Origin of the sequence: Pseudomonas sp. C27(2019) (genome assembly GCF_008807395.1) — a bacterium.
Taxonomy (GTDB): domain Bacteria; phylum Pseudomonadota; class Gammaproteobacteria; order Pseudomonadales; family Pseudomonadaceae; genus Denitrificimonas.
On the sequence record NZ_CP043320.1, the window covers coordinates 658,166 to 682,795 of the forward strand.

General features: G+C 50.0%; 24 protein-coding genes and 1 riboswitch. Of the genes, 15 read left to right on the forward strand and 9 right to left on the reverse strand.

Annotation, left to right across the window (positions count from 1 at the left end):
• Positions 1–8: 8 nt before the first annotated feature.
• Complete coding sequence (uvrC, locus tag FXF61_RS03115; protein WP_151183896.1) at positions 9–1,835, reverse strand: excinuclease ABC subunit UvrC; 1,827 nt, start codon at positions 1,833–1,835, stop codon at positions 9–11.
• 9 nt (positions 1,836–1,844) lie between these two features.
• Positions 1,845–2,492, reverse strand: a complete 648-nt coding sequence (locus FXF61_RS03120) for a response regulator (protein WP_151183897.1) — start codon at positions 2,490–2,492, stop codon at positions 1,845–1,847.
• Between the two features lie 154 nt (positions 2,493–2,646).
• On the opposite strand from FXF61_RS03120, the gene rnd reads away from it, so the two are divergent.
• On the forward strand, positions 2,647–3,771 hold the full coding sequence (gene rnd / locus FXF61_RS03125) for a ribonuclease D (RefSeq protein ID WP_178087251.1): 1,125 nt from the start codon (positions 2,647–2,649) through the stop codon (positions 3,769–3,771).
• Positions 3,768–4,061, forward strand: a complete 294-nt coding sequence (locus tag FXF61_RS03130; protein ID WP_151183898.1) for a YcgL domain-containing protein — start codon at positions 3,768–3,770, stop codon at positions 4,059–4,061. The genes rnd and FXF61_RS03130 overlap by 4 nt, the downstream gene beginning before the upstream one ends.
• A 668-nt stretch (positions 4,062–4,729) precedes the next feature.
• Here FXF61_RS03130 and FXF61_RS03135 read toward each other — a convergent pair.
• On the reverse strand, positions 4,730–4,942 hold the full coding sequence (locus tag FXF61_RS03135) for a cold-shock protein (protein ID WP_151183899.1): 213 nt from the start codon (positions 4,940–4,942) through the stop codon (positions 4,730–4,732).
• 340 nt (positions 4,943–5,282) lie between these two features.
• Between FXF61_RS03135 and dcd the strand changes: the two genes are divergently transcribed.
• Positions 5,283–5,849, forward strand: coding sequence for a dCTP deaminase (dcd, locus tag FXF61_RS03140; RefSeq protein WP_151183900.1), 567 nt, complete (start codon positions 5,283–5,285; stop codon positions 5,847–5,849).
• Positions 5,850–6,452: 603 nt separating this feature from the next.
• On the opposite strand, the gene FXF61_RS03145 is transcribed toward dcd, so the two are convergent.
• The 5 genes from FXF61_RS03145 to FXF61_RS03165 all read right to left on the reverse strand — a co-directional run bounded on the left by FXF61_RS03145 (position 6,453) and on the right by FXF61_RS03165 (position 13,943).
• Entirely contained in the window at positions 6,453–8,282 is a 1,830-nt protein-coding gene (locus FXF61_RS03145) for an SLC13 family permease (protein WP_151183901.1), read from the reverse strand.
• A 1-nt stretch (position 8,283) separates the two neighbouring features.
• Entirely contained in the window at positions 8,284–9,078 is a 795-nt protein-coding gene (locus tag FXF61_RS03150; RefSeq protein ID WP_151183902.1) for an ABC transporter ATP-binding protein, read from the reverse strand.
• Between the two features lies 1 nt (position 9,079).
• Positions 9,080–9,970 carry an ABC transporter permease gene (locus tag FXF61_RS03155; RefSeq protein ID WP_151183903.1) on the reverse strand — a complete coding sequence of 297 codons (891 nt, stop codon included), beginning with the start codon at positions 9,968–9,970 and terminating at the stop codon, positions 9,080–9,082.
• 69 nt (positions 9,971–10,039) lie between these two features.
• Positions 10,040–11,017 carry an ABC transporter substrate-binding protein gene (locus tag FXF61_RS03160; protein WP_256663485.1) on the reverse strand — a complete coding sequence of 326 codons (978 nt, stop codon included), beginning with the start codon at positions 11,015–11,017 and terminating at the stop codon, positions 10,040–10,042.
• Between the two features lie 73 nt (positions 11,018–11,090).
• The gene (locus tag FXF61_RS03165; RefSeq protein ID WP_151183904.1) at positions 11,091–13,943 is read right to left on the reverse strand and encodes a valine--tRNA ligase; all 2,853 of its coding nucleotides are present in this window, start codon (positions 13,941–13,943) and stop codon (positions 11,091–11,093) included.
• Between the two features lie 293 nt (positions 13,944–14,236).
• Between FXF61_RS03165 and FXF61_RS03170 the strand changes: the two genes are divergently transcribed.
• The 12 genes from FXF61_RS03170 (at position 14,237) to ribD (ending at position 24,166) form a co-directional block, all read left to right on the forward strand.
• Complete coding sequence (locus FXF61_RS03170) at positions 14,237–15,439, forward strand: cation:proton antiporter (RefSeq protein ID WP_151183905.1); 1,203 nt, start codon at positions 14,237–14,239, stop codon at positions 15,437–15,439.
• 4 nt (positions 15,440–15,443) lie between these two features.
• Positions 15,444–15,890, forward strand: coding sequence for an HPP family protein (locus tag FXF61_RS03175; RefSeq protein ID WP_151183906.1), 447 nt, complete (start codon positions 15,444–15,446; stop codon positions 15,888–15,890).
• Between the two features lie 283 nt (positions 15,891–16,173).
• Positions 16,174–16,854 (forward strand): ferredoxin--NADP reductase, encoded by a 681-nt coding sequence (locus FXF61_RS03180; protein WP_151183907.1) that lies wholly within the window; start codon positions 16,174–16,176, stop codon positions 16,852–16,854.
• A 325-nt stretch (positions 16,855–17,179) separates the two neighbouring features.
• A riboswitch (FMN riboswitch) is annotated at positions 17,180–17,342 on the forward strand.
• A 118-nt stretch (positions 17,343–17,460) separates the two neighbouring features.
• Positions 17,461–18,123: a riboflavin synthase gene (locus FXF61_RS03185; protein WP_151183908.1), complete on the forward strand. Its 663-nt coding sequence runs from the start codon at positions 17,461–17,463 to the stop codon at positions 18,121–18,123.
• 15 nt (positions 18,124–18,138) lie between these two features.
• Entirely contained in the window at positions 18,139–19,245 is a 1,107-nt protein-coding gene (ribBA, locus tag FXF61_RS03190; protein WP_151183909.1) for a bifunctional 3,4-dihydroxy-2-butanone-4-phosphate synthase/GTP cyclohydrolase II, read from the forward strand.
• A 57-nt stretch (positions 19,246–19,302) separates the two neighbouring features.
• Complete coding sequence (ribE, locus tag FXF61_RS03195) at positions 19,303–19,779, forward strand: 6,7-dimethyl-8-ribityllumazine synthase (protein ID WP_151183910.1); 477 nt, start codon at positions 19,303–19,305, stop codon at positions 19,777–19,779.
• Complete coding sequence (gene nusB / locus FXF61_RS03200) at positions 19,776–20,270, forward strand: transcription antitermination factor NusB (RefSeq protein WP_256663486.1); 495 nt, start codon at positions 19,776–19,778, stop codon at positions 20,268–20,270. Before ribE ends, nusB begins: the two co-directional genes overlap by 4 nt.
• 45 nt (positions 20,271–20,315) lie before the next feature.
• Positions 20,316–21,281: a thiamine-phosphate kinase gene (gene thiL / locus FXF61_RS03205; RefSeq protein ID WP_178087252.1), complete on the forward strand. Its 966-nt coding sequence runs from the start codon at positions 20,316–20,318 to the stop codon at positions 21,279–21,281.
• 14 nt (positions 21,282–21,295) lie between these two features.
• Complete coding sequence (locus tag FXF61_RS03210; protein ID WP_151183912.1) at positions 21,296–21,781, forward strand: phosphatidylglycerophosphatase A; 486 nt, start codon at positions 21,296–21,298, stop codon at positions 21,779–21,781.
• A 12-nt stretch (positions 21,782–21,793) separates the two neighbouring features.
• The gene (locus FXF61_RS03215; protein ID WP_151183913.1) at positions 21,794–22,444 is read left to right on the forward strand and encodes a TIGR02281 family clan AA aspartic protease; all 651 of its coding nucleotides are present in this window, start codon (positions 21,794–21,796) and stop codon (positions 22,442–22,444) included.
• Positions 22,445–22,580: 136 nt separating this feature from the next.
• Positions 22,581–23,063, forward strand: coding sequence for a transcriptional regulator NrdR (gene nrdR, locus FXF61_RS03220; protein ID WP_151183914.1), 483 nt, complete (start codon positions 22,581–22,583; stop codon positions 23,061–23,063).
• Positions 23,064–23,077: 14 nt separating this feature from the next.
• Positions 23,078–24,166, forward strand: coding sequence for a bifunctional diaminohydroxyphosphoribosylaminopyrimidine deaminase/5-amino-6-(5-phosphoribosylamino)uracil reductase RibD (ribD, locus tag FXF61_RS03225; RefSeq protein ID WP_151185988.1), 1,089 nt, complete (start codon positions 23,078–23,080; stop codon positions 24,164–24,166).
• Here the strand turns inward: ribD and FXF61_RS03230 are convergent.
• A complete protein-coding gene (locus FXF61_RS03230; RefSeq protein ID WP_151183915.1) occupies positions 24,163–24,543 on the reverse strand; it encodes a putative zinc-binding protein in 381 nt (126 codons plus the stop codon). The genes ribD and FXF61_RS03230 overlap by 4 nt on opposite strands.
• Positions 24,544–24,630: the final 87 nt, after the last annotated feature.

Consider the following 24,630-nt stretch of genomic DNA (forward strand, 5'->3'; position numbering starts at 1 on the left):
AGAGTAGTTTACGCATTGTGGAGCGCACTATATATGGACTCGGCCAGAGTTTTGCTGATTCCGGGTGTTTTAGCGATTTCTTCTACACTGGCGCGTGATAATTCTTGCAGTCCGCCGAAGTATTTTAGCAGTTCACGGCGACGTTTGGGGCCGACCCCTGCTATACCTTCGAGAACTGAAGTGCGCCGAGTTTTGCCACGCCGAGCACGGTGACCTGTAATAGCAAAACGGTGCGCCTCATCACGGATTTGTTGAATTAAATGCAGGGCAGGCGAGTGCTCAGGTAGATTCAGCTCGGTGGCAGTGTCATTGATGTACAGGGTTTCAAAGCCCGCCTTGCGGGTGACGCCTTTAGCAACGCCAAGCAATAAAATTTGGCTTATGTTTAGTTCTGCAAACACTTCGCGCGCCATATTGAGCTGCCCCTTGCCGCCATCGACTAAAAGAACGTCGGGTAGTTTGCCATTGTTTTCCAGTGCGCTGCTGAGGCGGCGGTGCAGGACTTGGCGCATTGCAGCGTAGTCATCACCGGCGGTGACACCTTCAATATTATAGGTGCGGTAGTCTGATTTACGCGGACCTTCTGGACCAAATACTACACAGGAGGCCACTGTTGCCTCGCCGCTGGAGTGGCTGATATCAAAACATTCAAGGTGTTCTGGTGCTTCAGCTAGGTCCAGTGCTTTGGCTAAAGCAGTAAAGCGTGCGGTCATTTGTGTGCGATTGGCTAAGCGTGCCAGCAGTGCTTGCTCGGCGTTGGTCATGGCTAATTGCTGCCAGCGGGCGCGAGTGCCGCGTACACGGTAGCGAATGTTGATGTTTTTGCCGCATTGTTGGGCAATGGCTGCGGCGATAGCTGGCCAGTCAGAGTGCTCGCTGGTGACGATCAGTTCGTCAGGAAAGTCGCGATCCTTGTGGCTTAAATAATATTGTGCAGTAAAAGCTGCTAAGACATCGGCGCTATCTTCTTCGATGGCCACCTGCGGGAAAAAATTATTACTGCCGAGCACGCGCCCATCACGCACGCTGATGACATGCACGCTAGCGCCACCAGGGCTGACGTTGGCAGCAATGATATCAACATTACCGTGCCCACCTTCCATGCTTTGTTGGTCTTGGACGCGGCGTAATAAAGCAATTTGATCGCGAATAGAGGCTGCTTTTTCAAAATCTAAGGCTTGCGCTGCTTGCTCCATGCTTTGCGTCAGTTCATCGGTTAATGCATTGCTACGGCCTTCTAAAAACATCACCGAGTGGCGCACATCTTCTGCGTACTCATCATGCTCAACCAAGCCAACGCAAGGCGCTTTGCAACGTTTGATTTGATATTGCAAGCAGGGTCGGCTGCGGTTGTTATAAAAGCTGTCTTCGCACTGGCGCACTTTAAAAGCTTTTTGTAGCACGCTCAGGCTTTCTTTAATGGCGCCTGCGCTAGGGTAGGGGCCGAAATAGCGGCCATTGTGTTTCTTGCTGCCGCGATGCATGCCTAAGCGTGGGAAGCTGTTGTCTGAGAGCAGCACATAGGGATAGCTTTTGTCGTCACGCAACAAAATATTGTAAGGTGGACGCCATTGCTTAATCAGTGTTTGTTCAAGCAACAGAGCTTCAGTTTCGTTGGCAGTGACGGTCAGCTCAATGCTGGCGATTTTTGCAACCAAAGCTGCTGTTTTTGGTGCGTTGATCGTGCTTTTAAAATAGCTACTGAGCCTGTTCTTAAGGTTTTTAGCTTTGCCAATATAAAGCAATTGTTGCTCAGCGGAAAACATCCGATACACCCCTGGATGCTGGGTGCATGAACGCAAAAAGGCTGAGGCATCAAAGAGTGGAGTGGTCATTGGTCGAGCTTATATCGTTGAGTTTTCAACAAGGTTATGGCGCACGGCGAGCAAGGCTAGTTCAACATCGTTTTCAATATTTAGTTTTTCAAAAATACGGTAGCGGTAAGTATTGACTGTTTTCGGTGAGACACATAGCAGGTCAGATATCAGTTGGGTTTTCTGTCCGCTAGCAATCATTAAAGAAATTTGCATTTCTCGTTTAGATAACTGCTCAAATGGGCAGCTTTGCTGATTGATATCGAAAGATTTTAGTGCCATCTGCTGAGCTATGCTTGGGCTTAGGTAATGTTTTCCGGCGGCAATCTGGCGAATCGCTTGTACTGTTTCATCAATGCAAGCGCCTTTAGTCAAGTAACCGCTGGCTCCAGCTTGTAATAAACGGGTGGGGAAAGGCTCATCTTCGCATGCAGATAAGGCCAGAATGTTTACCTCGGGAAAACGTTGTTTGATTTTGCGGGTTGCTTCTAATCCACCGATACCTGGCATACGAATATCCATCACAACCACATGAGGGCTCAGCTCACCGACCATGTTATAGGCTTGTTCGCCACTGCTGGCTTGCCCTACAACATGCAAATCACTGATGTCGCCGAGCATCCGAGCAATAGCGGTACGCACTAAATCATGGTCATCAACCAGTAACAGTTTGATCAAGAGCCACCCCAGTATTGAGTTAAAGATTTAAGTGTACCGTCCAAACAGGGTGGTGCAACAGTATCTTAGTGGTAATACAGCTTGCTTTAGCAGCTGCTGTGTTTAAGCAACGCATAGACTTGTATACTGTACAAGAATTTTAAGGAGTGACCTGGTGACTATACAGATGAATTGGATCAGCAACGATGCTGAGTTAGCAGAGCGCTGTAAGTACTGGAATACACTAGCATTTATTGCGTTAGATACTGAATTTATTCGTGTTGATACCTTCTACCCGATTGCTGGGTTGTTGCAAGTGAGTGATGGTGAAGGCACCTATTTACTTGATCCGTTATTGATTTCTAATTGGCAGCCTTTAGCGCAGGTTCTTCGTAATCAAAAGGTCGTGAAGGTATTGCATGCCTGTGGTGAAGATCTTGAGGTATTTTCGCGTTTAATCGGCGTGCTGCCTAAGCCGATGTTTGATACTCAGGTGGCAGCAGGTTATTTAAATATTGGTTTTTCTATGGGCTACTCGCGTTTGGTGCAGCATGTATTGAATATTGAGCTGCCTAAAGGGGAGACGCGTTCGGATTGGTTGCAACGTCCGTTAAGTGAGTTGCAGGTACTTTACGCAGCGCAAGATACTGAGTACTTGGTTGATGTGTATCGTGCTTTAGAAGAGCAGTTGACTGAACAAAAGTATGCGTGGGTGCTTGAGGATGGTGCGTTTTTAGTAGCCGATTATACTGAAGAGACTGACCCTTTTGATCTTTGGCGTGGCATTAAGCAGGCGTGGAAGTTGGCGCCGCAACAATTAGCGGCTTTGCGGGAGTTGGCCGCATGGCGTGAGCAGCAAGCACGCTTGCGTGATGTGCCGCGTAATCGAATTGTTAGAGAAAGTACGCTGTGGGCATTGGCGCATGAGCAGCCAGCAGATATGACGCATTTGGCTGAGCTTGAAGATATGCATCCACGAATTTTGCGTAAAGAGGGTGCAACTTTATTAGGCATTATTAAGAAGGTTAAAGCCCTGCCTGAATCAGCTTGGCCGGCCGCGTTGCCTGAGCCTCTGCCAATTGAGGCAAGCAAAGTGTTAAAGCGTTTGCGTAAGGTGGGTTTTGAAATGGGGCATGAGCTGGATATTGCACCTGAATTGATGTTGCGCAAAAAGAAACTAGAAGCGTTGTTGCGTACTGGGTATCCATCGGGGCCTTATTCTTTGCCAGAGAGTTTGCGAGGGTGGCGGCGTGAGTTGATGGGTGATGCATTGTTGGCGTGCTTAGAGGATGTACAGTGAAACGAATTTGTTCGGTTTATCATAGTTCTAAAAAAGCAGGCATGTATCTGTACGTGTTGCGTGCAGATGCGCTAAAACGTGTGCCAGCCCCTTTGCTTGAGCTGTTCGGAACGCCTAAGCGTGCATTTGATTTGGTGCTGACGCCTGAGCGTAGATTGGTTCGTGAAGATATTAGCCAAGTGCTGAGTAACCTTGATTCGCAAGGCTATCACTTGCAGCTGCCACCGCCGGAGGATGAGTATATTGTGCATTGGCCGGAAGAATTGTTGCGGCGTAATGATCCAGTGTGATGTGGGTGTTTTTATTTTTTTCACAACAGTGTGGTTTGCTAGTTAACGCTGTGAGTTTGTACTGGCAGTGTCTTGTATGTGTGCGCTGGTTGGACTAGATAATGTGCGTTGGCTGTGCTTCGCTATTGCTGTTTGTCCGTTGATGAACCCATCCAGGGTTCAACTCCGGCGCTTCGCCATCCTTGGCTCGCTCGTCACAGCAACACCGAAGCACGCTTTGAACCTATGTACTGTTTGCAACAATGTAGCTTGACTCGTTTTAGAGCGACATAGATCAGGCTTGCAGTCCATAGCAATGTTTTCTGAATGGTGTGTGGGTGATGTGGCTTTTAAAGAGACGCACAACAAAACTGCTAACAACATCATTGATCAACGAGTGCCGTGTTAGTGACGTGGCAAGCGTAGCCAGGGATGGTGTAGGGCCTGAATTGCGCCAGGAAGGCGCATTGAGGGAAGAGCGGCACTAATGCGGCACGGCACGCGCCTATTGTGTTTAATGCTTTTATGGCTTGTATTGGCGAGAGGTTAAATACTGGGTGGGCTTGCGTAGCTTTAATGGAGAGGAGGTTATGCGTAGACGGGGTGTGGTGAGTTGCGGGGTAAGGTTGGGTTTATAATTCTATAGGCATAAAAAAACCCGCCGAAGCGGGTTTTTTCAGATGCACAAATTAAGAAACAACTTGTACTTCTTCAGCTTGCATACCTTTCTGGCCGCGAGCAGCTACGAAAGATACAGTCTGGCCTTCTTTCAGGCTTTTGAAACCGTCGCTTTGGATAGCGCGGAAGTGAACGAAAAGATCGTCACCTGATTGTGGAGTGATGAAGCCGAAGCCTTTTTCATCGTTAAACCATTTAACTACACCAGTTTGGCGATTAGACATTGTATGTCTCCTTGTACGAAGTAAAATTATACTTGGGCTGAGCCCAAGGTGATACTGAGCGCAAGGAGTTACAGGAGTCGTAGCAATGATTGGATCGAGATCTAAACATATATTGATTCACGGTTACACATGCAGCAGCAGTGCGATGTAATGTACCACTTTTTTTCTGAAGTGCCAGCATTATTTTAAAATATCTCTAAAAGCTAGGCTTTGTATTTTTGTCTCTGATTTTTGTTGTTGAGTTTTATGACGATTGTTTAGTGTGTTATCTATTGGCTGTTACAGGTAAACTGTTGGCAAATTTTTTTGGTCATAATAGCCAGTATTTAGGAAGGATCGTATGAGCATAAAACCTGATAAGTGGATTCGCCGTATGGCGCAAGAGCACGGCATGATTGAGCCTTTTGTCGAGCGCCAAGTGCGTACGGAGGGCGAGGAGCGTCTGATTTCGTATGGTGTTTCTAGTTATGGTTATGATGTGCGTTGTGCTGATGAGTTCAAGGTGTTTACCAATTTGCACTCGGTGACGGTTGATCCTAAAAACTTTGATGAAAAGAGTTTTGTCGATGTGAAGGGGCCGGTGTGTATTATTCCGCCGAACTCTTTTGCGCTGGCGCGTACGGTGGAGTTTTTCCGGATTCCACGTAATGTGTTAACGATTTGCTTGGGTAAAAGTACCTATGCACGCTGTGGAATCATCGTCAACGTGACGCCGCTTGAGCCAGAGTGGGAAGGTCATGTGACGCTTGAGTTTTCTAATACCACAACCTTGCCGGCGAAAATTTACGCCAATGAAGGTGTGGCGCAGATGTTGTTCTTTGAGTCAGATGAAGAATGTGAAGTGTCATATAAGGATCGTGATGGTAAGTATCAAGGCCAGCGTGGGGTGACGTTACCGCGGGCTTAATAGGTTTTGGTTTTGTATTTTTGTGAGCGGCAGGCTGTGTAGACGGTCTGCCGTTTTTTTATGCCTAGATTTTATTTTCTGTTTGGTTGCTAAATATTATTGCTTTGGTATTGGTTGCGGCAGGCGTAAATTATTCAAAAGACTTTTTGCTAGGGGTGTACTGGTCATTGCGTGGCATAGCGTACTTCAGGGTAAGTGTTTTTCCGTCGATGAACCCATCCTGGGTTCAGCTCCGGCGCTCACCATCCCTGGTTCGCTTGTCACACCAACCCCGAAGTACTCGTTGATCAGCGGCGTAGTTATTACCGTTGATATAAGGCTCGTCTGATTCTGAATGCTTCGAGTTTAAGTATCAGCTTTGTAAAGAGCACCATGTTACGTGTTAGCTGAGCTTTTTAGAAGATGAGCAAACCCTAGCGTTGATCAATGCTTCTGCTTTAAAAGAGTCATGCTACAGACTAGAAAACAACATCAATGATCAACTGCAGTGTGCGGGTGTTGTGGCGAGCGAAGCCAGGGGTGGCGTAGCGCCCGCATCACGCCAGGAAGGCGTGTTAAGGGAAGAACAACACCTGCACGCTGCAACATGCACAGAAAATACAATTAAAGCGGAAACAGTATAGGCACAAGGATAACGCTAGTGAGCATCACCAGAACGGTGAAAGGCACACCAATACGTACAAAATCACTGAAACAGTATTGACCGGGGCCGAGGATCAACGTGTTTACCGGCGAGGAGATGGGTGTCATAAAGGCGGCTGAGGCTGCTAAAGCGACGATCATCGCAAAAGGGGCCGCAGACGCCTGCATTGCTTGTGCGCTGGCAATGGCGACAGGGGCCATTAACACAGCGGTGGCGGTGTTAGAGATAAACAGGCCTATGACTGCGGTGGCTACGAAAAGAATCGCTAAGATCATACGTGGCCCAGCATTGCCAAATAAACCGAGTAAACCGTTGACTGCTAAGTCAATACCGCCGGTTTTTTGCAAAGCAAGAGCAAAAGGCAGCATGCCGACAATTAACACAATGCTCTGCCAATGAATTGAACGGTAGGCGCTATCCATATCAATGCAACGAAAAGCACCCATCAGCAAACAGCCAATAAGCACTGCTAAAACGTTAGGCACGATACCCGTTACCATCAAGATAATCATCACCGCGAGACTAAATAAAGCATGTGGCGCTTGGCTTAGGGCGGGCGCCACATCATCCACTTCTGCAGGCAAACTCAATACCAGAAAATCTCGACTGTGACCTTGTAGGTTACGAATGTGCTTCCAGTTACCAGCCACCAGCAAGGTGTCACCGGCTTTGAGCTTTTCATCCACCAGCAACCCGTCTAGTGCTTGCTGGTTGCGGCGCAGACCCATCACATTAAGCTTGCGGTGGCTGCGAAAACCCAGCTCCTGGATGGTCTTGCCTGCGAGGCGCGAGTCTGGGGGCAGCATCACTTCGGCCATGCCGAGCTCGCGCTGGTGATCACTAAAATAACTGCTTTGCATTGTGACCGGTTCAACGCCCAGCTCATAATAGGAGTTGAGCAGGTCAATGGTGGGGCTGACTAAATCAACCAGTAGCACATCACCGCTGAGTAGCTCGGTGCTGCCGGTTGCGCCCAATAATGAGATACGAAAGCGTCGCTGGCGTTCTACGGCAATCACATTAATGCCGTACTGCTGGCGCAATTGTAGTTCGTTTAAAGTTTGGCCTACTAGCGTTGAGTTGGGGCGAACCCGCAGACGCCTCTCACGACCTGCAAGCCGATACTCTCGAACCAGATCAGCAATGTTGTGACGCGCCTCGCCGGCTGTTTTTTTGCTATCCGCGCTCGCCAGCCAGCGACGGGTGGCCAACATATAGAAAATGCCCAGCACTAAAACAGTTAAACCAATCGGAGCAAAAGTAAAAAAACTAAAGCCGGCATAACCTGCACGCACCAACTCACTGTGCACGATCATGTTGGGCGGGGTGGCGACTAGAGTGAGCATGCCGCTGATTAAGCCAGCAAAACTGAGTGGCATCATTAAACGGCTGGGTGAAATCTTTAGACGTGCGGCAATGCTTAATACCACGGGAATGAAGATAGCCACTACGCCAGTAGAACTCATCACTGAGCCAAGCCCAGCAACAGTGAGCATCAGCAGGACAATCAGGCGGGTTTCACTGCTGCCAGCGCGGTGCATCAGGCGCTCACCCAGTTGATAGGCAATTCCAGTACGTACCAAACCCTCACCAATGACAAAGAGTGCCGCGATCACCACCACGCTGGGATCACTAAAGCCGGCTAGGGTTTCTTGTACGCTAAGCACACCGGTCAGCGGCAGGGCGACAATCATCAGCAAAGCGACAACATCCATGCGCGGTTTATTGCGCACAAATAAGGCTACGGCAAACAGCAGAAGCAGCAGCACCCAGCCCAATTGCAGGTTCATATTAGCTGAGCAGTAAAGCGTCGTCGGCCAGCTTTTCGCCGCGTACTTGTTCAAACATTGCGAGCAAGTCGGGCACGTCTAACCCTTTACGCTTGTCGCCACTGACATCCAGAACCACTTGCCCTTGGTGCAGCATGATAGTGCGATCGCCCACATCCAGTGCTTGGCGCATGCTGTGGGTCACCATCATAGTGGTCAGTTGTTTTTCTTTGACAATGCGCTGAGTCAGCTGCAAGACAAAGTCCGCTGTGCGCGGATCGAGCGCGGCAGTGTGCTCATCAAGGAGCAGAATTTGTGATGGACGCAGTGCTGCCATTAGCAGACTTACTGCTTGGCGTTGACCGCCGGACAATAAACCAATGCGGTCATGTAAGCGGTTTTCTAGACCTAAACCTAAAGTGGCTAAATGCTCTCGAAACTCCTCGCGCAAAGACACTTTAATTGCACGGCTGAGCCCGCGGCGTTGTCCGCGCTGTTCGGCCAATGACATATTTTCTTCGATGGTTAAGTCTTCACAGGTACCGGCCATAGGGTCTTGAAAAACCCGTGCGACTTGCTTGGCGCGCTCCCATACCGGCAGTTCGGTAACATCGTTGTCATCAATTAAAATAGAGCCGCTATCGACGCTTAAATCACCTGAAATCGCATTTAAGAAAGTCGATTTACCCGCGCCATTGGTGCCAATGACCGTAACAAATTGTCCAGACGGGATTTGCAGTGACATTCCACACAGTGCACGTGTTTCAATTGGTGTGTCAGGGTTAAAGGTGATGTGTAAATCATTTGCTTTAAGCATCTTAAACCCTCTTGCGGCGTGAGAAACGCTGTTTGATCAGTGGAATCACCAAGGCAAAGGTGACTAAAAGCGCAGTGACTAGGTTGAGATCTTGCGCTTCTAGGCCGATAAAGTCGCTGTTGAGGGCTAGAGCAATAAAGAAGCGGTAAACAATCGCACCTAAAATAACAGCCAGAGTGACTAAGAACAGTTTGCGCGATGGCAGAATACTTTCGCCAACAATCACCGCCGCTAAGCCAATCACAATGGTACCGATGCCCATGGAAATATCGGCACCGCCTTGGCTTTGCGCAAACAGCGCGCCGGCTAAACCAACTAAGCCGTTTGAGATAGCCATACCCAAAATAATCATTGCGCCGGTATTCACGCCTTGTGCGCGAGCCATACGGGGGTTAGAACCCGTGGCGCGAATGGCCAAGCCTTGGCGGGTAGAGAAATAGGCATCTAGCGCTAATTTAGCGAACAACACGATCAGAACTAAAATAGCAGGGCGAGCAATGTAGTCAACCAGCCAGCTCGGCTCGAGTATGGTGAAGAGGGTTGGCTCCATAATTAATGGAATATTGGGCTTGCCCATAATGCGCAGATTGATGGAATACAGGGCAATCATCATCAAGATGCTGGCCAGCAGATCCATGATTTTTAAATGCACATTTAAAATAGCAGTGATGATCCCAGCGCCGGCACCGGCTAACGCAGCTAATGCCGTGGCAAGAAAAGGGTCCATACCATTAGAAATACATAAAGCGCCAACCGCGCCACCCAAAGGGAAGCTGCCATCAACAGTGAGATCAGGAAAACGTAACAAGCGGAAGGAGATAAACACCCCGAGTGCCACTAAACTAAAGATCAAACCGATCTCAAGCGCACCAAACATTGAAAACAGGGACATGGGCAGGTTGACCGAAAGCTAAATAAAAATACCCCGAGTACCATGCAGTACCCGGGGCGCGACAAAGTGTTAGCGAATGACTTCAGCTGCGTTATCAATCAACGCCTGTGACAAAGTCACACCTTGCTTTTCAGCAGCTGCTAGATTGACAAACAACTGAACATTTTCACTGGTTTGCGGCTTGATATCGCCAGGATTCTCACCCTCTAAGATACGTACCACAATACGACCCGTTTGTTGGCCCAAGTCGCGGTAATTTACGCCCAGCGCCGCAATTGCGCCACGCTTTACGCTATCAGTGTCAGAAGCGATCAATGGAATTTTCATGTCGTTACCGACTTTCACCAAAGCCTCGTAGGCAGATACCACGTTGTTATCCGTGTTGGTGTAAATCACATCAACTTTGCCCACTAAGCTGCGCGCTGCAGTGCCTACGTCAACAGAACGTGGTGCGGCGGCTTCAACCAAGGTCAGGTTGTATTGCGGTAAAATTTCTTTCAAGGCAGTAACCACAGCAACCGAGTTGGCTTCGCCTGGGTTAAATACCATACCGATACGTGTAGCATTGGGCACGACTTGCTTAACCAGTTCCATTTGCTTGCTCAGCTCGAGAACGTCAGACACGCCAGTCACATTAGTGCCGCTGGCTTCCCAGCTTGGCGTTAATTGGCCTTCTACAGGGTCAGTCACAGCTGAGAAAACAATTGGGATGCGCTTAGTTCCTGCGACAGCGGCTTGTGCCGATGGCGTGGCAATCGCAACGATAGCATCAGGCTGGTCACCAATAAATTTACGTGCGATTTGCGCCGCAGTACCGGTGTTGCCTTGTGCGCTTTGGTATTGCCATTTAAGGTTTTTACCTTCGCTGTAGCCGGCTTCGTTTAACGCGTCCAGCACACCGTCGCGTACTGAATCGAGAGCAGGGTGTTCAACAATTGCAGTGACCGCAACAGATTTGACAGTGTCTGCCAAGGCGCCAAATGAAGCGCTCATCGAAAGGGTTAGTGCACTGAGAGTGAGCAACGCTTTTTTTGATAACGTAGTCATGTTTTCATGCCTCTTGTGGGGGTAGTGGCAGTATGCCAGCTAAGCCCCTGTTCTTGTATAGGTGTAAATCAGCTTATTGTAAGCTGGCAATACGCGTATGTTGTTCAGTCAAACGGGCTAAAGCTTGCTCGAAGTCAGCTTGCTTAGCACGCTCTTTTTCAATTACATCGGCTGGCGCTTTAGCAACAAAACCTTGATTGGCTAATTTGCCCGAGACGCGCTTGATTTCACCGTTGAGGCGTTGCATCTCTTTGTCTAGGCGCGCCAGTTCAGCTTTGGTGTCAATTAGACCTGCCATAGGCACCAATACTTGCATTTCGCCAACCAATGCGGTGGCTGACATCGGTGCTTGTTGGTCAGCTGCTAATAAAGTCACCGACTCAAGTTTCGCCAGTTTGTTTAGAGTAACGCTATTAACCTCTAAACGACGTAAGTCTTCAGTAGAGCTGTTGCCCAAATACAGGGGAATCGGTGTGCCGGGGCTAATATTCATTTCAGCGCGGATAGTACGCAGCGCCAGCATCAGCTCTTTTAACCATTCGATATCGCCTTCAGCTTGTGCATCGATGAAGTCACTGGCTGTCGCAGGGAAGGGCTGCAGCATAATGGTGTCACCGCTTTTGCCTGCCATTGGTGCGATACGCTGCCAAATTTCTTCAGTGATAAATGGCATGAACGGGTGGGCTAAGCGTAGCGCTGCTTCCAGTACGCGTACCAAGGTGCGGCGCGTGCCACGGGTGCGCTCGATGGGTGCTTCTTTGTCCCACAGTACTGGCTTAGATAATTCTAAGTACCAGTCGCAATATTGGTTCCAGATAAATTCATACAGCGCTTGCGCGGCTAGATCGAAACGAAAGTTGTCCAGTTGTCGTGCCACTTCAGCTTCAGTGCGCTGCAACTGCGAAATGATCCAGCGATCGGCAACGGTCAGCTCAACCGCTTGGTCATCTAGGCCGCAATCTTGCTCTTCACACTGCATCATCACGTAGCGCGCCGCATTCCAGATTTTATTACAGAAGTTGCGGTAGCCTTCAACGCGGCCCATATCAAACTTCACATCACGGCCGGTGGACGCTAGCGAGAGGAAAGTGAAGCGCAGGGCGTCGGTGCCGTAACTGGAAATGCCGTCGGCAAACTCTTCTCGGGTTTGTTTTTCAATGGCTTTGGCCATTTGTGGCTGCATCATGCCACTGGTGCGCTTTTCCACCAGTGTTTCAAGATCAATGCCGTCAATAATATCCAAAGGATCCAATACGTTACCCTTGGATTTAGACATTTTATGGCCTTGGCTATCACGCACGAGGCCATGCACATACACGGTTTTAAATGGAATCTGTGGTGTGCCATCTTCATTTTTGAGCAGGTGCATGGTCAGCATGATCATGCGCGCCACCCAGAAGAAAATAATATCAAAACCGGTCACCAACACATCAGTGGGGTGGAAGGTTTTCAAAAAGTCGGTTTGCTCTGGCCAACCCAAGGTTGAAAAGGTCCACAGGCCTGAGCTGAACCAGGTGTCGAGCACGTCATTGTCTTGGCGCAGATTAATCTCGCCAAGGTTGTGCTTGCTGCGTACTTCTGCTTCGTTACGGCCCACGTAAACATTACCGGCATCGTCATACCACGCAGGAATACGATGGCCCCACCAGAGTTGGCGGCTGATGCACCAGTCTTGAATGTCACGCATCCAACTGAAATACATATTTTCGTATTGTTTGGGTACAAACTGAATACGGCCATCTTCTACCGCAGCAATCGCAGGCTCTGCTAATGGTTTAGTTGAGACATACCACTGGTCAGTCAGCCATGGCTCGATGACTGCACCGGAGCGGTCGCCGCGCGGCGTTTTTAACGCGTGATCGTCGATACTGACCAATAAATCTAAAGCCTTGAGCGCATCGACAATTTGCTGACGTGCTGCAAAACGGTCAAGACCGGCAAACTCTGCGGGCAGGCTGTTGTCAAAAGTGTTGTTCACCGTGCCGTCAGTATTGAACACCTGTGCTTTTGCTAAAATCGCTGCATCTTGGTCTAGAATATTAATCAGCGGTAGGTTGTGGCGCTTGCCCACTTCATAGTCATTGAAGTCGTGCGCTGGGGTGATTTTTACACACCCAGTACCAAACTCAGGGTCACAGTAGTCATCGGCGACAATCGGAATGCGGCGGCCAACTAACGGCAAATCAATAAAAGAGCCGATCAGGGCTTTATAGCGCTCATCTTCAGGATGCACCGCAACGGCGCTGTCACCGAGCATGGTTTCAGGGCGCGTGGTGGCAACCACGAGGAAGTCTTTGCCTTCAGCCGTTTTCGCACCGTCGGCCAGCGGGTAACGCAGATTCCACAAATGACCTTTTTCGTCGTGGTTTTCCACTTCAAGATCAGAAATCGCAGTATGGAATTTCGGATCCCAATTGACCAGACGTTTACCGCGGTAAATTAAGCCATCTTCATGCAAACGGACAAAGGCTTCCTGCACCGCAGCTGACATGCCGTCATCCATGGTGAAGCGCTCGCGCGACCAATCCACCGAGCTGCCCAGGCGGCGAATTTGCTGAGTGATGGTGTCGCCGGACTCTTCTTTCCACTCCCAGACTTTCTTCAAGAATGCTTCGCGGCCCAGATCATGGCGGTCTTGACCTTGTGCAGCCAGTTGGCGCTCAACCACCATTTGCGTGGCGATGCCCGCGTGGTCAGTGCCCGGTTGCCAAAGAGTGTTGCGGCCTTGCATACGGCGGTAGCGAATCAGCGCATCCATAATGGCGTTATTAAACCCATGGCCCATATGTAAGCTGCCGGTGACATTCGGCGGCGGAATCATAATGGTGTATGGCTCACCAGAACCTTGGGGCGCAAAATATTGGTTGCTTTCCCAAGTCTGATACCACGTGTTTTCAATGGCATGCGGCTGATAGGTCTTATCCATAGTGCGGCGGGACCCCTTAATAAAATACGGCTAATCGGAAAACCGCAAAGTATACCGGCAAACGCGTCTGAGCCATAGGTTAAGGCCGATGATTTGCTAACAAAGTGACGATTTACTGGTCTTTAGTCAGTTTCTACAGGCTCTTATTTTGCTTTTACTGAGTATTTTTTAATATCGCTGTATAAAAATACTACTACAGAGCGCATCCGCTGTTTTGCGTATAGACGGATGTATGTTGCGTAATTAGCAGACCTAGCCCATGGTGGTAACAGAGGGAGAATATTGGAGGTTAGATGGAAATTCTGTTGATTGGTTTGTTGCTCATTGTGGGGTTAGCACTCGGCACATTGGGTAGTTATTTTTTTCATGTGCCGCGGGTCGTTGGTTATATCCTTGCTGGTATTATGTTCGCCCCAGATTTTCTTGGCGGTGCATTAGGCATCGAAAGTGCCGAATGGACTCTGCCGATGGTGGCTGTCGCGCTGGGGATTGTTGCCTACCTAATCGGTGGTGCGGTCACTGTCAGTCAGCTACGTCAGCTCGGCTGGGTCATCGTTACTGCGACTTTGGGTAAAGTCAGTGGTAGTTTTCTGGCCGTGCTGGCTGGGTTCTTGTTGCTTGGCTTGACCGTCCCCGAGCTGTCTAACAATTCGCTCGCTCTGCTGCTCGCAGCGATTTCCACCACCACGGCGCCGGCTGCCATTGTCGCGATTACTCACCAATACCGTGCCCGCGGTCCACTGACGACCGCTCTGTTAGGTATGGTGGCTTTGGATGACGCGATTGCGCTGATCATCTTTTCGCTGGTACTGGCTTCGCTGCAGAGTTCTGGCTTTAATGCCGCTATACCGGCACTGATCTGGGAGATTGGGGCAGCAATCAGCTTCGGTATGCTGGGTGGTTTGCTGATTGAGCGCGTTGCACGGTATCTGCCTGAACAAGAGTTGCGACTGGTGGTGTTGCTGGGCGGTATTATCTTGCTCACGGGGCTCGCGCAAATCTGGGATTTCTCGCCGCTACTCACAGCAATAACACTAGGGTTTTCTGCTCGCCTGTTTGGTGGAGCGCATTCGGAATCCTTATTTCGCCCCCTTGAAAAACTACAAGAGGTGGTGTTTGTGCTGTTTTTTACCTTTGCTGGTTTGCACTTCAACCCTGCTGTTATTCTAGGTCATGCTTGGTTGATCCTGCTCTATTTCGTATTACGAGCCGGTGGACAGATTTTCGGTGCATGGCTTGGAGCAAAGCTTGCCGGTGCGCCACGTGTTATCAGTCATAATGTTGGCTTGGTCATGCTACCGCAGGGTGGAGTGGCTATCGGCATGGCTCTGCTGCTTACAGGGGTGGCGGGGCTCGAGGGTTTAGCTCTTTTGGTTGTTAATATTATTACCGCTAGCACGATTCTCACTGAAACGCTCGGCGCGCTGGGTACCCGTTATGGACTGGCTCGCGCTGGTGAGATCGGCGCTGCCAGTAAAACCTTAAAAGGAGAATGACACGATGAAGGTCAGTGAATGGCTTGTAATTCATCCGGTGCTGGCGTTAACCATTGCTGGAGACAGCAGTCTTGATGATGCCGCGCGGCTGCTGCTGCACCATCCTGAAGGCCGTGACATCTTTGTTCTAGATGCTGAAGGGCGTGTCTGCGGACATCTTGGATTTTGTCACCTAGCCAGTTTATTGTTGGCCGAACTGAGCCCTGCCCATAGTTTGCGTGAAATGGTTGAGCGGATCACTCTCGGCAGCGTTGCTGAGCATATGGATGATCGTGTTCTCTGCGCTGGGCTCGAAGAGGACGTTAACGATCTTCTCCATCAGCACGATATCTTCCAGTTACACGAGAAATGCCGCGTTGAAGACATCCCTGTTGTGGATGATGAGCGCCGTCTGCTTGGTGTTATTCGTCTTGCTGATTTGTTGCGCGCAGCGATCAATGAAGGTTTTTGAACTAAGGGCTGTGTCGGTCTTTTTGCATTCCAGTACTCGCGGCTGCTGGAAAGGGTCCGCAATATTTGACCCGTTTAGCGCCGAGTTTATCCGTGCTGCCTTCTTGCTCGTGGCCGCCGTTCAGTAGTACAAGGTGGCGGTTTTGATTTGTTGGGCAAACAGATTAAGTTCGCCATAAAGCCCTTGTTCTAGCTCAGATGCTAAAGTGCAAGTGGCTAGATAAAGACTTTTTATAAAACCGGTTGTCGTGGCAATAAAACTAAAATAGCGAGGTAGACAGGCTATGAAACTGACTCTTATTGGTAGAAAAGTAGAAGCGCCGAGGGTTGAATCCTTTGTCTTTAATCCTGCTGAGCCAGTGGAATGGAAGGCGGGCCAGTTTATCCAATGTGTGCTTGAGCATGAGCCGATGGACAGCCGTGGCGAAGAGCGCTGGTTTACTATCGCCTCGGCACCGTCTGAAAAAAAGCTGATGATTACCACACGCTTTGCCAATGAGAACGGTAGTAGTTTTAAAACCGCTCTGCACGCCTTGCAAATTGGTGAAACGATAGAAATGAGCGACCTAGATGGTGAGTTTGTCATCGAGGATCAGACGCAGAGCTATGTCTTTATCGCTGGTGGTATTGGGATCACACCATTTTATTCGATCCTTAAAGAGGCAGATCATGCGGGGGTAAAACTCAACGCCACATTACTGTATGGCAATCGTGACGATGGCATTGCGTTTCAGCAAGAGCTGCAAGGTTTTGCAGAAAATAATCCAAATCTGATCATTCACCATATCATCGCGCCGCAACGCATTGATGAGCGTCTGATTAGAAAAGTTGTTGCCGATATTCAGAAGCCGCTTTTTTATGTGTCGGGTCCTGAACCCATGGTCGAAAGCTTGGGTGAGGTTCTCAAAGGCATGGGTGTGGCGGACGATCATTTAAAGCAAGATTTTTTTCCAGGTTACAGCTAGGCGCAACAGGCGTTTACATTATTGGCAATGGTAGGGCACGGCTGTCAGCGCGTTACCTCTTCTTTAGCTATAAAAGTGCGGTGTTGAAGTCGCTCTTTTAGAGCCTCTGGTGTAGGTGATGGCTAATCATTGTCGCCACTTGATTTAGCGTGGCCGAGCAACAGTCCAGCAGTCGCTGGCTCGCGGCTCAAAACTGCTTGGCCAGCTGCGCGACTTATGTATGGCTTGATGCCTGTGAAAATTTATGACGCACAACGCCGAGCGGGCCGTGCAGAGCAGTGCAATATGTGGTAAAACGTACCGCGCCAATACACAACGATGTTGGCGACGTTCTCAGGGCGGGGCGAGATTCCCCACCGGTGGTAATTGCCAAATAATGGCATAGCCCACGAGCGCTTGTTTACCCTGTGACTTAAGGTGAGCAAGGTCAGCAGACTTGGTGAGATCCCAAGGCCGACGGTTACAGTCCGGATGAAGAGAGAGCGGGATCCGTTACCGTGCATACCTTGCATGGCACACTCCCATTCGATCAAAAATAGCCTTGTTTGATAGTAAACAGGAGGTCGACATAGACGTATCACACAGATCGTCTTGTGCGGAGGTTTTATGTTCACAGGAATAATTGAAGCAATCGGCCAAATACGCAGCATGACCCCAACCGGCGGTGATGTGCGCGTGCGTGTGGCCACAGGAAAACTGGATTTAGGCGATGTAAAGCTAGGCGATAGTATCGCCGTCAATGGTGTGTGCTTAACAGTGGTTGAGTTACCCGGTGATGGCTTTTGCGCTGATGTCAGCCGTGAAACTTTGGCCCGTAGTGCCTTTGTAAATTTAAAAAACGGCAGCCCAGTTAATTTAGAAAAAGCTTTATTGCCGACCACGCGCTTAGGTGGGCATTTAGTCAGCGGGCACGTGGATGGTGTCGGCGAAGTGCTGTCGCGTAGTGACAGCGCCCGAGCGGTGCAGTTTTGGATTCGCGCACCCAAAGAGCTGGCGCGTTATATCGCGATGAAAGGCTCGATTACCGTGGATGGCACCAGCCTGACGGTGAATGGCGTCAATGGCAGCGAATTTGAGCTGACCATTGTTCCGCACACCTTGCAAGAAACCATTATGGCGGACTACCAAGCAGGGCATTTAGTTAATCTGGAAATTGACTTAATTGCCCGCTACCTTGAGCGATTGTTGCAAGGTGAAAAAGCCGCTGAGCCAACCAGCCAAGCCATTACTGCAGAGTTTTTAGCAGAGCATGGTTTTATGCGTTCTTAATTGAAGGGTTATCCCGTGTCACTAAATACGATTGAAGACATTGTTGCAGATATACGCGACGGTAAAATGGTCATCTTGATGGATGACGAAGATCGCGAAAACGAAGGTGATTTAATTATCGCCTCTGAGTGCGTGACCGCTGAGCACATTAATTTTATGGCCAAGCATGCGCGTGGTTTGATTTGTATGCCCATGACTGCCGAGCGCTGCGAGCGCTTAGGTTTGCCGCTAATGGCGCAGCATAACGCTTCAGGCTTTGGTACCAAATTCACTGTTTCGATTGAAGCGGCTGAAGGCGTGACCACTGGTATCTCGGCGGCAGACCGCGCCCGTACCGTGCAAGCAGCAGCAGCGAAAGACGCTGTAGAGGCTGATATTGTCAGCCCTGGGCATATTTTCCCGTTAATGGCACAAGCGGGCGGTGTACTCGCGCGGGCCGGTCATACTGAAGCAGCCTGTGATTTAGCGCGCTTGGGTGGCCATGAGCCGACCGGTGTGATCTGCGAGATTATGAATGACGACGGCACCATGGCGCGCCGCCCAGAGCTGGAAGTTTTTGCCCAAGAGCACGGTATTAAAATTGGCACCATCGCTGATTTAATTCATTACCGTATGATCCATGAGCGCACGATTGAGCGTGTTTCTACGCAAGTACTCGACAGTGAGTTGGGGACCTTTAACTTAGTCACCTACCGTGAATCCACTGTGGGTGATGTCCATTTAGCCCTAACCTTAGGTACCATTAGTCCAGAACAACCGACATTGGTGCGGGTGCATAATATGGACCCGTTGCGCGACCTGTTTATGGTCAAGCAAAGTCAGCGCTGGAGCTTACGTGCAGCCATGGCTGAAGTGGCCAAAGCCGGCAGTGGCGTGGTGTTATTATTGGGTAACCAAATGACCGGCTCCAGTTTGTTGGCGCATTTAGAGCGGCAACTGGGTGCTGATGGTGATGGCAAGACTGCGAAAACACCGAGCACTTACAGTACAGTAGGTGCCGGTTCGCAGATTTTACGTGATCTAGGTGTGCGCAAAATGCGTTTATTAAGTACGCCAATGCGCTTTAATGCCATATCCGGATTCGACTTAGAAGTTGTAGAATACCTACAACCGCAGAATTAACTGTTACTGGAGCAGCTTTATATGGCTGTTCCTTCGCTCTTTATTAGGATGAAAAACATGACCTTGAAGACAATCGAAGGTACCTTTGTTGCCCCGCAAGGCAAGTTCGCACTGGTTGTTGGCCGCTTCAACAGCTTTGTTGTAGAAAGCCTTGTCAGTGGTGCAATTGATACATTAGTACGTCACGGTGTGAGTGAAGATGCCATTACTGTGATTCGTGCGCCAGGTGCTTTTGAGCTGCCGCTCGTTGCCCAGAAAGTAGCTGAGCGTAAAGAATTCTCTGCAATTATTGCCTTAGGCGCAGTGATTCGTGGTGGTACACCGCACTTTGAATATGTTGCAGGCGAGTGCACCAAAGGTTTAGCTATGGTATCAATGCAGTTTGGCGTGCCGGTTTCATTTGGCGTGCTCACCGTCGACTCTATTGAGCAAGCCATTGAGCGCTCGGGCACTAAAGCCGGCAACAAAGGTGGCGAAGCAGCGCTGTCAGCGTTGGAAATGGTGAGTCTGCTTGCGCAGCTGGAGGCCAAGTGAGCTTAAATAACGACGACTGTCGTGATAATCCACCAGTGCGCGCGAAAGGACGCATTGCGATGCGACGCGTGGCCCGCACCTTGGCGATGCAGGCGCTATATCAATGGCATGTAGCTGGACAAAACCTCAATGAAATTGAAGCACAGTTTCGTGTAGATAATGATTTCGAGGGTGTCGACGGTGTGTATTTCAATGAGATTTTACGCGGTGTGCCAGGTAAGAAAAGTGAAATTGACGCCCTGATCGAACCTTTGCTTGATCGCCCCATGCATGAGTTGGATCCTGTGGAGTGGGCTATCTTGCGCTTAGCGACGTGGGAGTTGAGTACGCGTATTGATGTACCCTATCGTGTCGTAATTAACGAAGGCATCGAGTTGGCTAAAACCTTTGGTGCCACCGATGGCCATAAGTATGTTAATGGTGTATTGGATAAATTAGCTCTGCGCTTGCGCGGAGCGGAAATTCGTGACGCTAAACTCAATAACAAATAAGTCGCGGCGGCGCTCGCCCAACTTAAATAAAGTGAGTGCTGCTTGATGAATGAATTTGAGTTGATTCAACATTTTTTCACCCGCTCTGCCTGTGCGCAGGGCGGTGAAAATGTCTCTTTAGGTATTGGAGATGATTGCGCGCTGTTGCAGCTGCCTGCAGGGCACAGCTGTGCCGTGTCGACTGATACTCTCGTCTGTGGCATTCATTTTCCGGAAAACTCTCCCGCATTTTTGCTCGGTCAGCGCGCTTTAGCCGTGGCTGTCAGCGATTTGGCGGCAATGGGTGCAACCCCTATTGGTTTTACCCTGGCCCTGACGTTGCCGCAGATTGATGCTGCTTGGCTGCAAGCCTTTAGTGAAGGCTTGAGTGCAATGGCGCAGCGCTGTGCAATCACTCTGGTTGGTGGCGATACCACCCGTGGGCCTTTAGCAATGACAATGACAGTCATGGGCGCAGTGCCTAAGCAGCAGGCGTTATTACGCTCTGGTGCACAGGTTGGTGATGTACTCTGCGTGAGTGGCCCGTTAGGTGCTGGCGCTGCTGCGGTTCCTGTGGTTCTAGCTGAGATTGATCCACAAACAATTGCTGCAGATACCCAGCAGCAGTTATTAGCGGCGTACTGGTCACCCCAGCCGCAATTGCGACTAGGTCAATACCTGCGCGGCAAAGCCCATGCAGCCTTGGATATATCCGATGGTTTATTAGCAGATTGCGGGCATATTGCCAAAGCCTCTAACGTTTGCTTGCAGATTCAGCAAGCACGCGTTCCAGTGGCAACTGCAGCGCAACAATTGCTGGGTGATGCTGCTGCGCTAGATTGTGCGCTTAGTGGTGGTGATGACTATCAGTTGGCCTTTACGCTTGCAGCGCATGAGCTCACACAATTACAACAACAATTCCCCGCGGTGCAGGTTGTCGGTCAAGTGTGTGCCGGCGCCGGTGTGCAGTTATTGGATGATCTCGGGCAGCCGGTTAGCCAGCGCCGCAGTGGTTATCAGCATTTTACTTAAGGAAAAAGCGACCTATGCAAGCCCCTAAAGTATGGAGCAACGTCTGGCATTTTTTAGCCTTTGGTTTTGGCACGGGTCTCGCTAAAAAAGCGCCTGGCACCTGGGGTACGCTGGCAGGCTTGGCGCTGATGCCGTTACTGTACCTGTTGCCCTTGTGGCTGGGTTTAGTGGTGATTGTATTGGCCAGTGTATTTGGTATTTGGCTGTGTGGCCGCGTGGCAGATGATTTAGGCGTGCATGATCACGGTGGTATTGTCTGGGATGAAATGGTTGGAATATGGATAACTCTGATCTTGCTGCCCAATTCATGGCAGTGGTGGTTGCTGGGTTTTATTGTGTTTAGGGTGCTAGATATTTTTAAACCTTGGCCCATTTCTTGGCTTGATCGCCATGTCAGTGGTGGTTTAGGTGTCATGCTTGATGATATGTTGGCAGGGCTAATTGCTGCAGCGCTTTTGTATGCAACATGGTGGGCGGACGTACCGCTGCTAGCGGGTTAAGGAGAGGCAGTGATGAGAATCGTCCAATATATTGCAAGTGTAATTTTTCTAATCTTGAGCTTGGCCGTTGTGGCGCAACCACATGTGCAGGTAGTTGGGCTGTTTCCCAATGCAGCAGTGCTTAGCATTGATGGTCAGCGCACCTTGGTCAAAGCAGGAGAAACTGGGCCACAAGGTATTAAGGTTGTCAGTGCTGACAGCCGTTCGGCAGTGCTTAGCATTGATGGGGTTAGTAGCACACACACGCTCAGTCGTGATTATGGCAGTGGTGGTTTTGCTACGCCGGAAAAGCGCCGTTTAACCATTAGTAAAGGTGCTGCGGGACATTACTGGGTCACAGGTTCAGTCAATGGCAACAGTGTTCCTTTTATGGTGGATACAGGCGCGACGACCATCGCCATGAATGCAGCGCAAGCACGCCGCTTGGGTTTGGATTTTAAAAACACTGGCACACCTGTAATGGTCAGTACGGCGAGCGGCACTGAGCAAGCATGGCGGGTGTATCTTAATAGCGTTAAATTAGGTGCTATTGAAGTCTTGGGTGTGGATGCTATGGTGCTTGATAGCCAGTTTCCGCGTGACGTACTGTTGGGTATGAGTTTTTTGAGTCGTGTCAGTTGGCGCGAAGAGCAGGGTGCTTTGATTGTAGAGGCTAAGCACTAGCTCCATGCTCTTTGGCAGTCATGGGCTGCATAACCTGAGTTGTGTCTTCTGATGTATACGACTGCTGGACAGTTTTTCTTATTGGATAGATAAGCTACTATCTGACTTCTTTGTTTTTAATAAGCGATCATTCTGTATGTATTGTCCTTTCTGTGGTGCCAATGATACCAAGGTGATTGACTCGCGCTTAGTGGCCAATGGCGATCAAGTGCGTCGTCGGCGTGAATGTTTGTTGTGTGAAGAGCGCTTCACCACCTTTGAGACGGCCGATTTAATTTTGCCGCGCTTAATCAAGCAAGATGGCAGTCGCCAACCCTTTGATGAAGATAAGTTTCGTGCAGGCATGCTGCGAGCGCTGGAAAAGCGCCCAGTCAGTTTGGAGCGTTTAGAAGAAGCCGTAGCGCGGATTAAACGTAAATTGCGTGCAGCTGGCGAACGTGAAGTGCAGTCGCTGGTGGTGGGTGAGCTGGTAATGAATGAGCTTAAGCAGCTTGACGAAGTGGCTTATATTCGTTTTGCATCAGTGTATCGCCGCTTTCAAGATTTGGATGAGTTTCGTAAAGAAATCGATCTGATGTCACGCAGTTCCGCAGTCAGCGAAGACCCTGTAGAAGAGTGAACGATCAAGTCTATATGGCGCATGCCTTGCGTCTTGCCGAGCAAGGACTGTACAGCACCCATCCCAATCCGCGCGTGGGTTGTGTGGTTGTTGCCGATCAGCAGGTAGTGGGCGAGGGCTGGCATCGGCGTGCCGGCGAACCACATGCTGAAGTGCATGCTTTGCAACAGGCAGGTGCGCGCGCACAAGGCGCTACCGCTTATGTGACGTTAGAGCCATGCAGTCATCATGGCCTCACACCGCCCTGTGCTGAAGCCTTGGTGCGAGCGGGTGTGCAGCGTGTGGTGGTAGCCATGCAAGATCCTAATCCGCAGGTTGCTGGGCGTGGCATTGAGCATTTGCGCGCACAGGGCATTCAAGTTGATGTGCTTGATGGGGAGCTGGCTGCTGCGGCACGCGCATTAAATTGCGGCTTTGTTAAACGAATGGAGAAAGGGCTGCCTTTTGTCCGTTTAAAGCTAGCAATGAGTTTAGATGGGCGCACGGCCATGGCCAGTGGTGAAAGCCAGTGGATTACCGGCCCTGCGGCACGGGCTGATGTGCAGAGCTTGCGTGCCCGCTCCAGTGCTATTGTTACCGGCGCGGATACGGTGATGACCGACAATGCGCGCCTCACGGTGCGAGCGCAAGAATTACCGCTCAGCCCTGAATTGCGTGAGTTGGCCTTATCGCGTCCACCGCTGCGTATTGTCATTGATGGGCGCTTGCGTGTACCGACTGACTTGGCGTTTTTTAGCGCTGGGCCGGTTTTGGTGGCGACCTATCAAACCCCGCCGGCCAATACTGCCAGTATTGAATATATTCAGCTGCCTGAGACAGACGGCTATCTTGACTTGCATGCTTTGCTGCAGGTGCTGGCACAGCGCGGTATCAATGAATTGATGGTTGAGGCGGGGCCGCAGTTAGCCGGTGCTTTTATCCAGGCGGGGCTGGTGGATGAGCTCTATATCTATATGGCTGGGATGCTGTTGGGTTCTACGGCGCAACCATTAATGCAATTGCCGATTGCAACGATGTCAGCGGCTGTACGCTTACAGATTGTAGAGATGCGCGCTATTGCAGATGATTGGCGAATTATTGCGCGTCCAGCCGCTCGTGTTTAAGCCTGCTTAGAAAGTTTGTCGCTGGCAATAAGATTACTTAACTCAGTAAATAACTCGTCAGCTTCTTCGGCTGAGCAGTCCTCCCCGTAGCGTTTACGTAGCCCGAAGTCACTGAGGGTGATGTGTTCGCTAGGCTCAACTGCGTGTCGCTCTAGACAGGCTTTGACGCAATGCAGGTGACAGCCATCAATCGCTAATATGGGGCGCGCTGACTGCGCTTTTTTGACCAAAGATTTTACATCACCACCAACACCGGCAATGCATGACATCTCAGCAATACCAGCGCGATCAAGGCGTACTGCTAGGGTGTTGGCCAGTTGCGCAAGGTTTGAGCAGCCAGAGCACGAGTAAATCAAAGGTGTTTGTGTGCGGGACATGCTAAACCTCCACGCCCTGAATTTGGAGGGGCAGTCTTGCATAGCATAAAAAAATGCGCCTTGATAATTATCAAAAAACACAGACGT

Bases quoted from the DNA above. Each gene is read 5' to 3' on its own strand.
- ribD (WP_151185988.1), top strand. From the start codon at position 23,078: ATGGCGCATGCCTTGCGTCTTGCCGAGCAAGGACTGTACAGCACCCAT.
- FXF61_RS03185 (WP_151183908.1), top strand. From the start codon at position 17,461: ATGTTCACAGGAATAATTGAAGCAATCGGCCAAATACGCAGCATGACC.
- thiL (WP_178087252.1), top strand. From the start codon at position 20,316: ATGAATGAATTTGAGTTGATTCAACATTTTTTCACCCGCTCTGCCTGT.
- FXF61_RS03230 (WP_151183915.1), bottom strand. From the start codon at position 24,543: ATGTCCCGCACACAAACACCTTTGATTTACTCGTGCTCTGGCTGCTCA.
- FXF61_RS03160 (WP_256663485.1), bottom strand. From the start codon at position 11,017: ATGACTACGTTATCAAAAAAAGCGTTGCTCACTCTCAGTGCACTAACC.
- FXF61_RS03135 (WP_151183899.1), bottom strand. From the start codon at position 4,942: ATGTCTAATCGCCAAACTGGTGTAGTTAAATGGTTTAACGATGAAAAA.
- ribE (WP_151183910.1), top strand. From the start codon at position 19,303: ATGACCTTGAAGACAATCGAAGGTACCTTTGTTGCCCCGCAAGGCAAG.
- uvrC (WP_151183896.1), bottom strand. From the start codon at position 1,835: ATGACCACTCCACTCTTTGATGCCTCAGCCTTTTTGCGTTCATGCACC.
- FXF61_RS03180 (WP_151183907.1), top strand. From the start codon at position 16,174: ATGAAACTGACTCTTATTGGTAGAAAAGTAGAAGCGCCGAGGGTTGAA.
- FXF61_RS03155 (WP_151183903.1), bottom strand. From the start codon at position 9,970: ATGTCCCTGTTTTCAATGTTTGGTGCGCTTGAGATCGGTTTGATCTTT.
- FXF61_RS03145 (WP_151183901.1), bottom strand. From the start codon at position 8,282: ATGAACCTGCAATTGGGCTGGGTGCTGCTGCTTCTGCTGTTTGCCGTA.
- FXF61_RS03210 (WP_151183912.1), top strand. From the start codon at position 21,296: ATGCAAGCCCCTAAAGTATGGAGCAACGTCTGGCATTTTTTAGCCTTT.
- FXF61_RS03170 (WP_151183905.1), top strand. From the start codon at position 14,237: ATGGAAATTCTGTTGATTGGTTTGTTGCTCATTGTGGGGTTAGCACTC.
- FXF61_RS03150 (WP_151183902.1), bottom strand. From the start codon at position 9,078: ATGCTTAAAGCAAATGATTTACACATCACCTTTAACCCTGACACACCA.
- FXF61_RS03215 (WP_151183913.1), top strand. From the start codon at position 21,794: ATGAGAATCGTCCAATATATTGCAAGTGTAATTTTTCTAATCTTGAGC.
- dcd (WP_151183900.1), top strand. From the start codon at position 5,283: ATGAGCATAAAACCTGATAAGTGGATTCGCCGTATGGCGCAAGAGCAC.
- FXF61_RS03165 (WP_151183904.1), bottom strand. From the start codon at position 13,943: ATGGATAAGACCTATCAGCCGCATGCCATTGAAAACACGTGGTATCAG.
- FXF61_RS03175 (WP_151183906.1), top strand. From the start codon at position 15,444: ATGAAGGTCAGTGAATGGCTTGTAATTCATCCGGTGCTGGCGTTAACC.
- nrdR (WP_151183914.1), top strand. From the start codon at position 22,581: ATGTATTGTCCTTTCTGTGGTGCCAATGATACCAAGGTGATTGACTCG.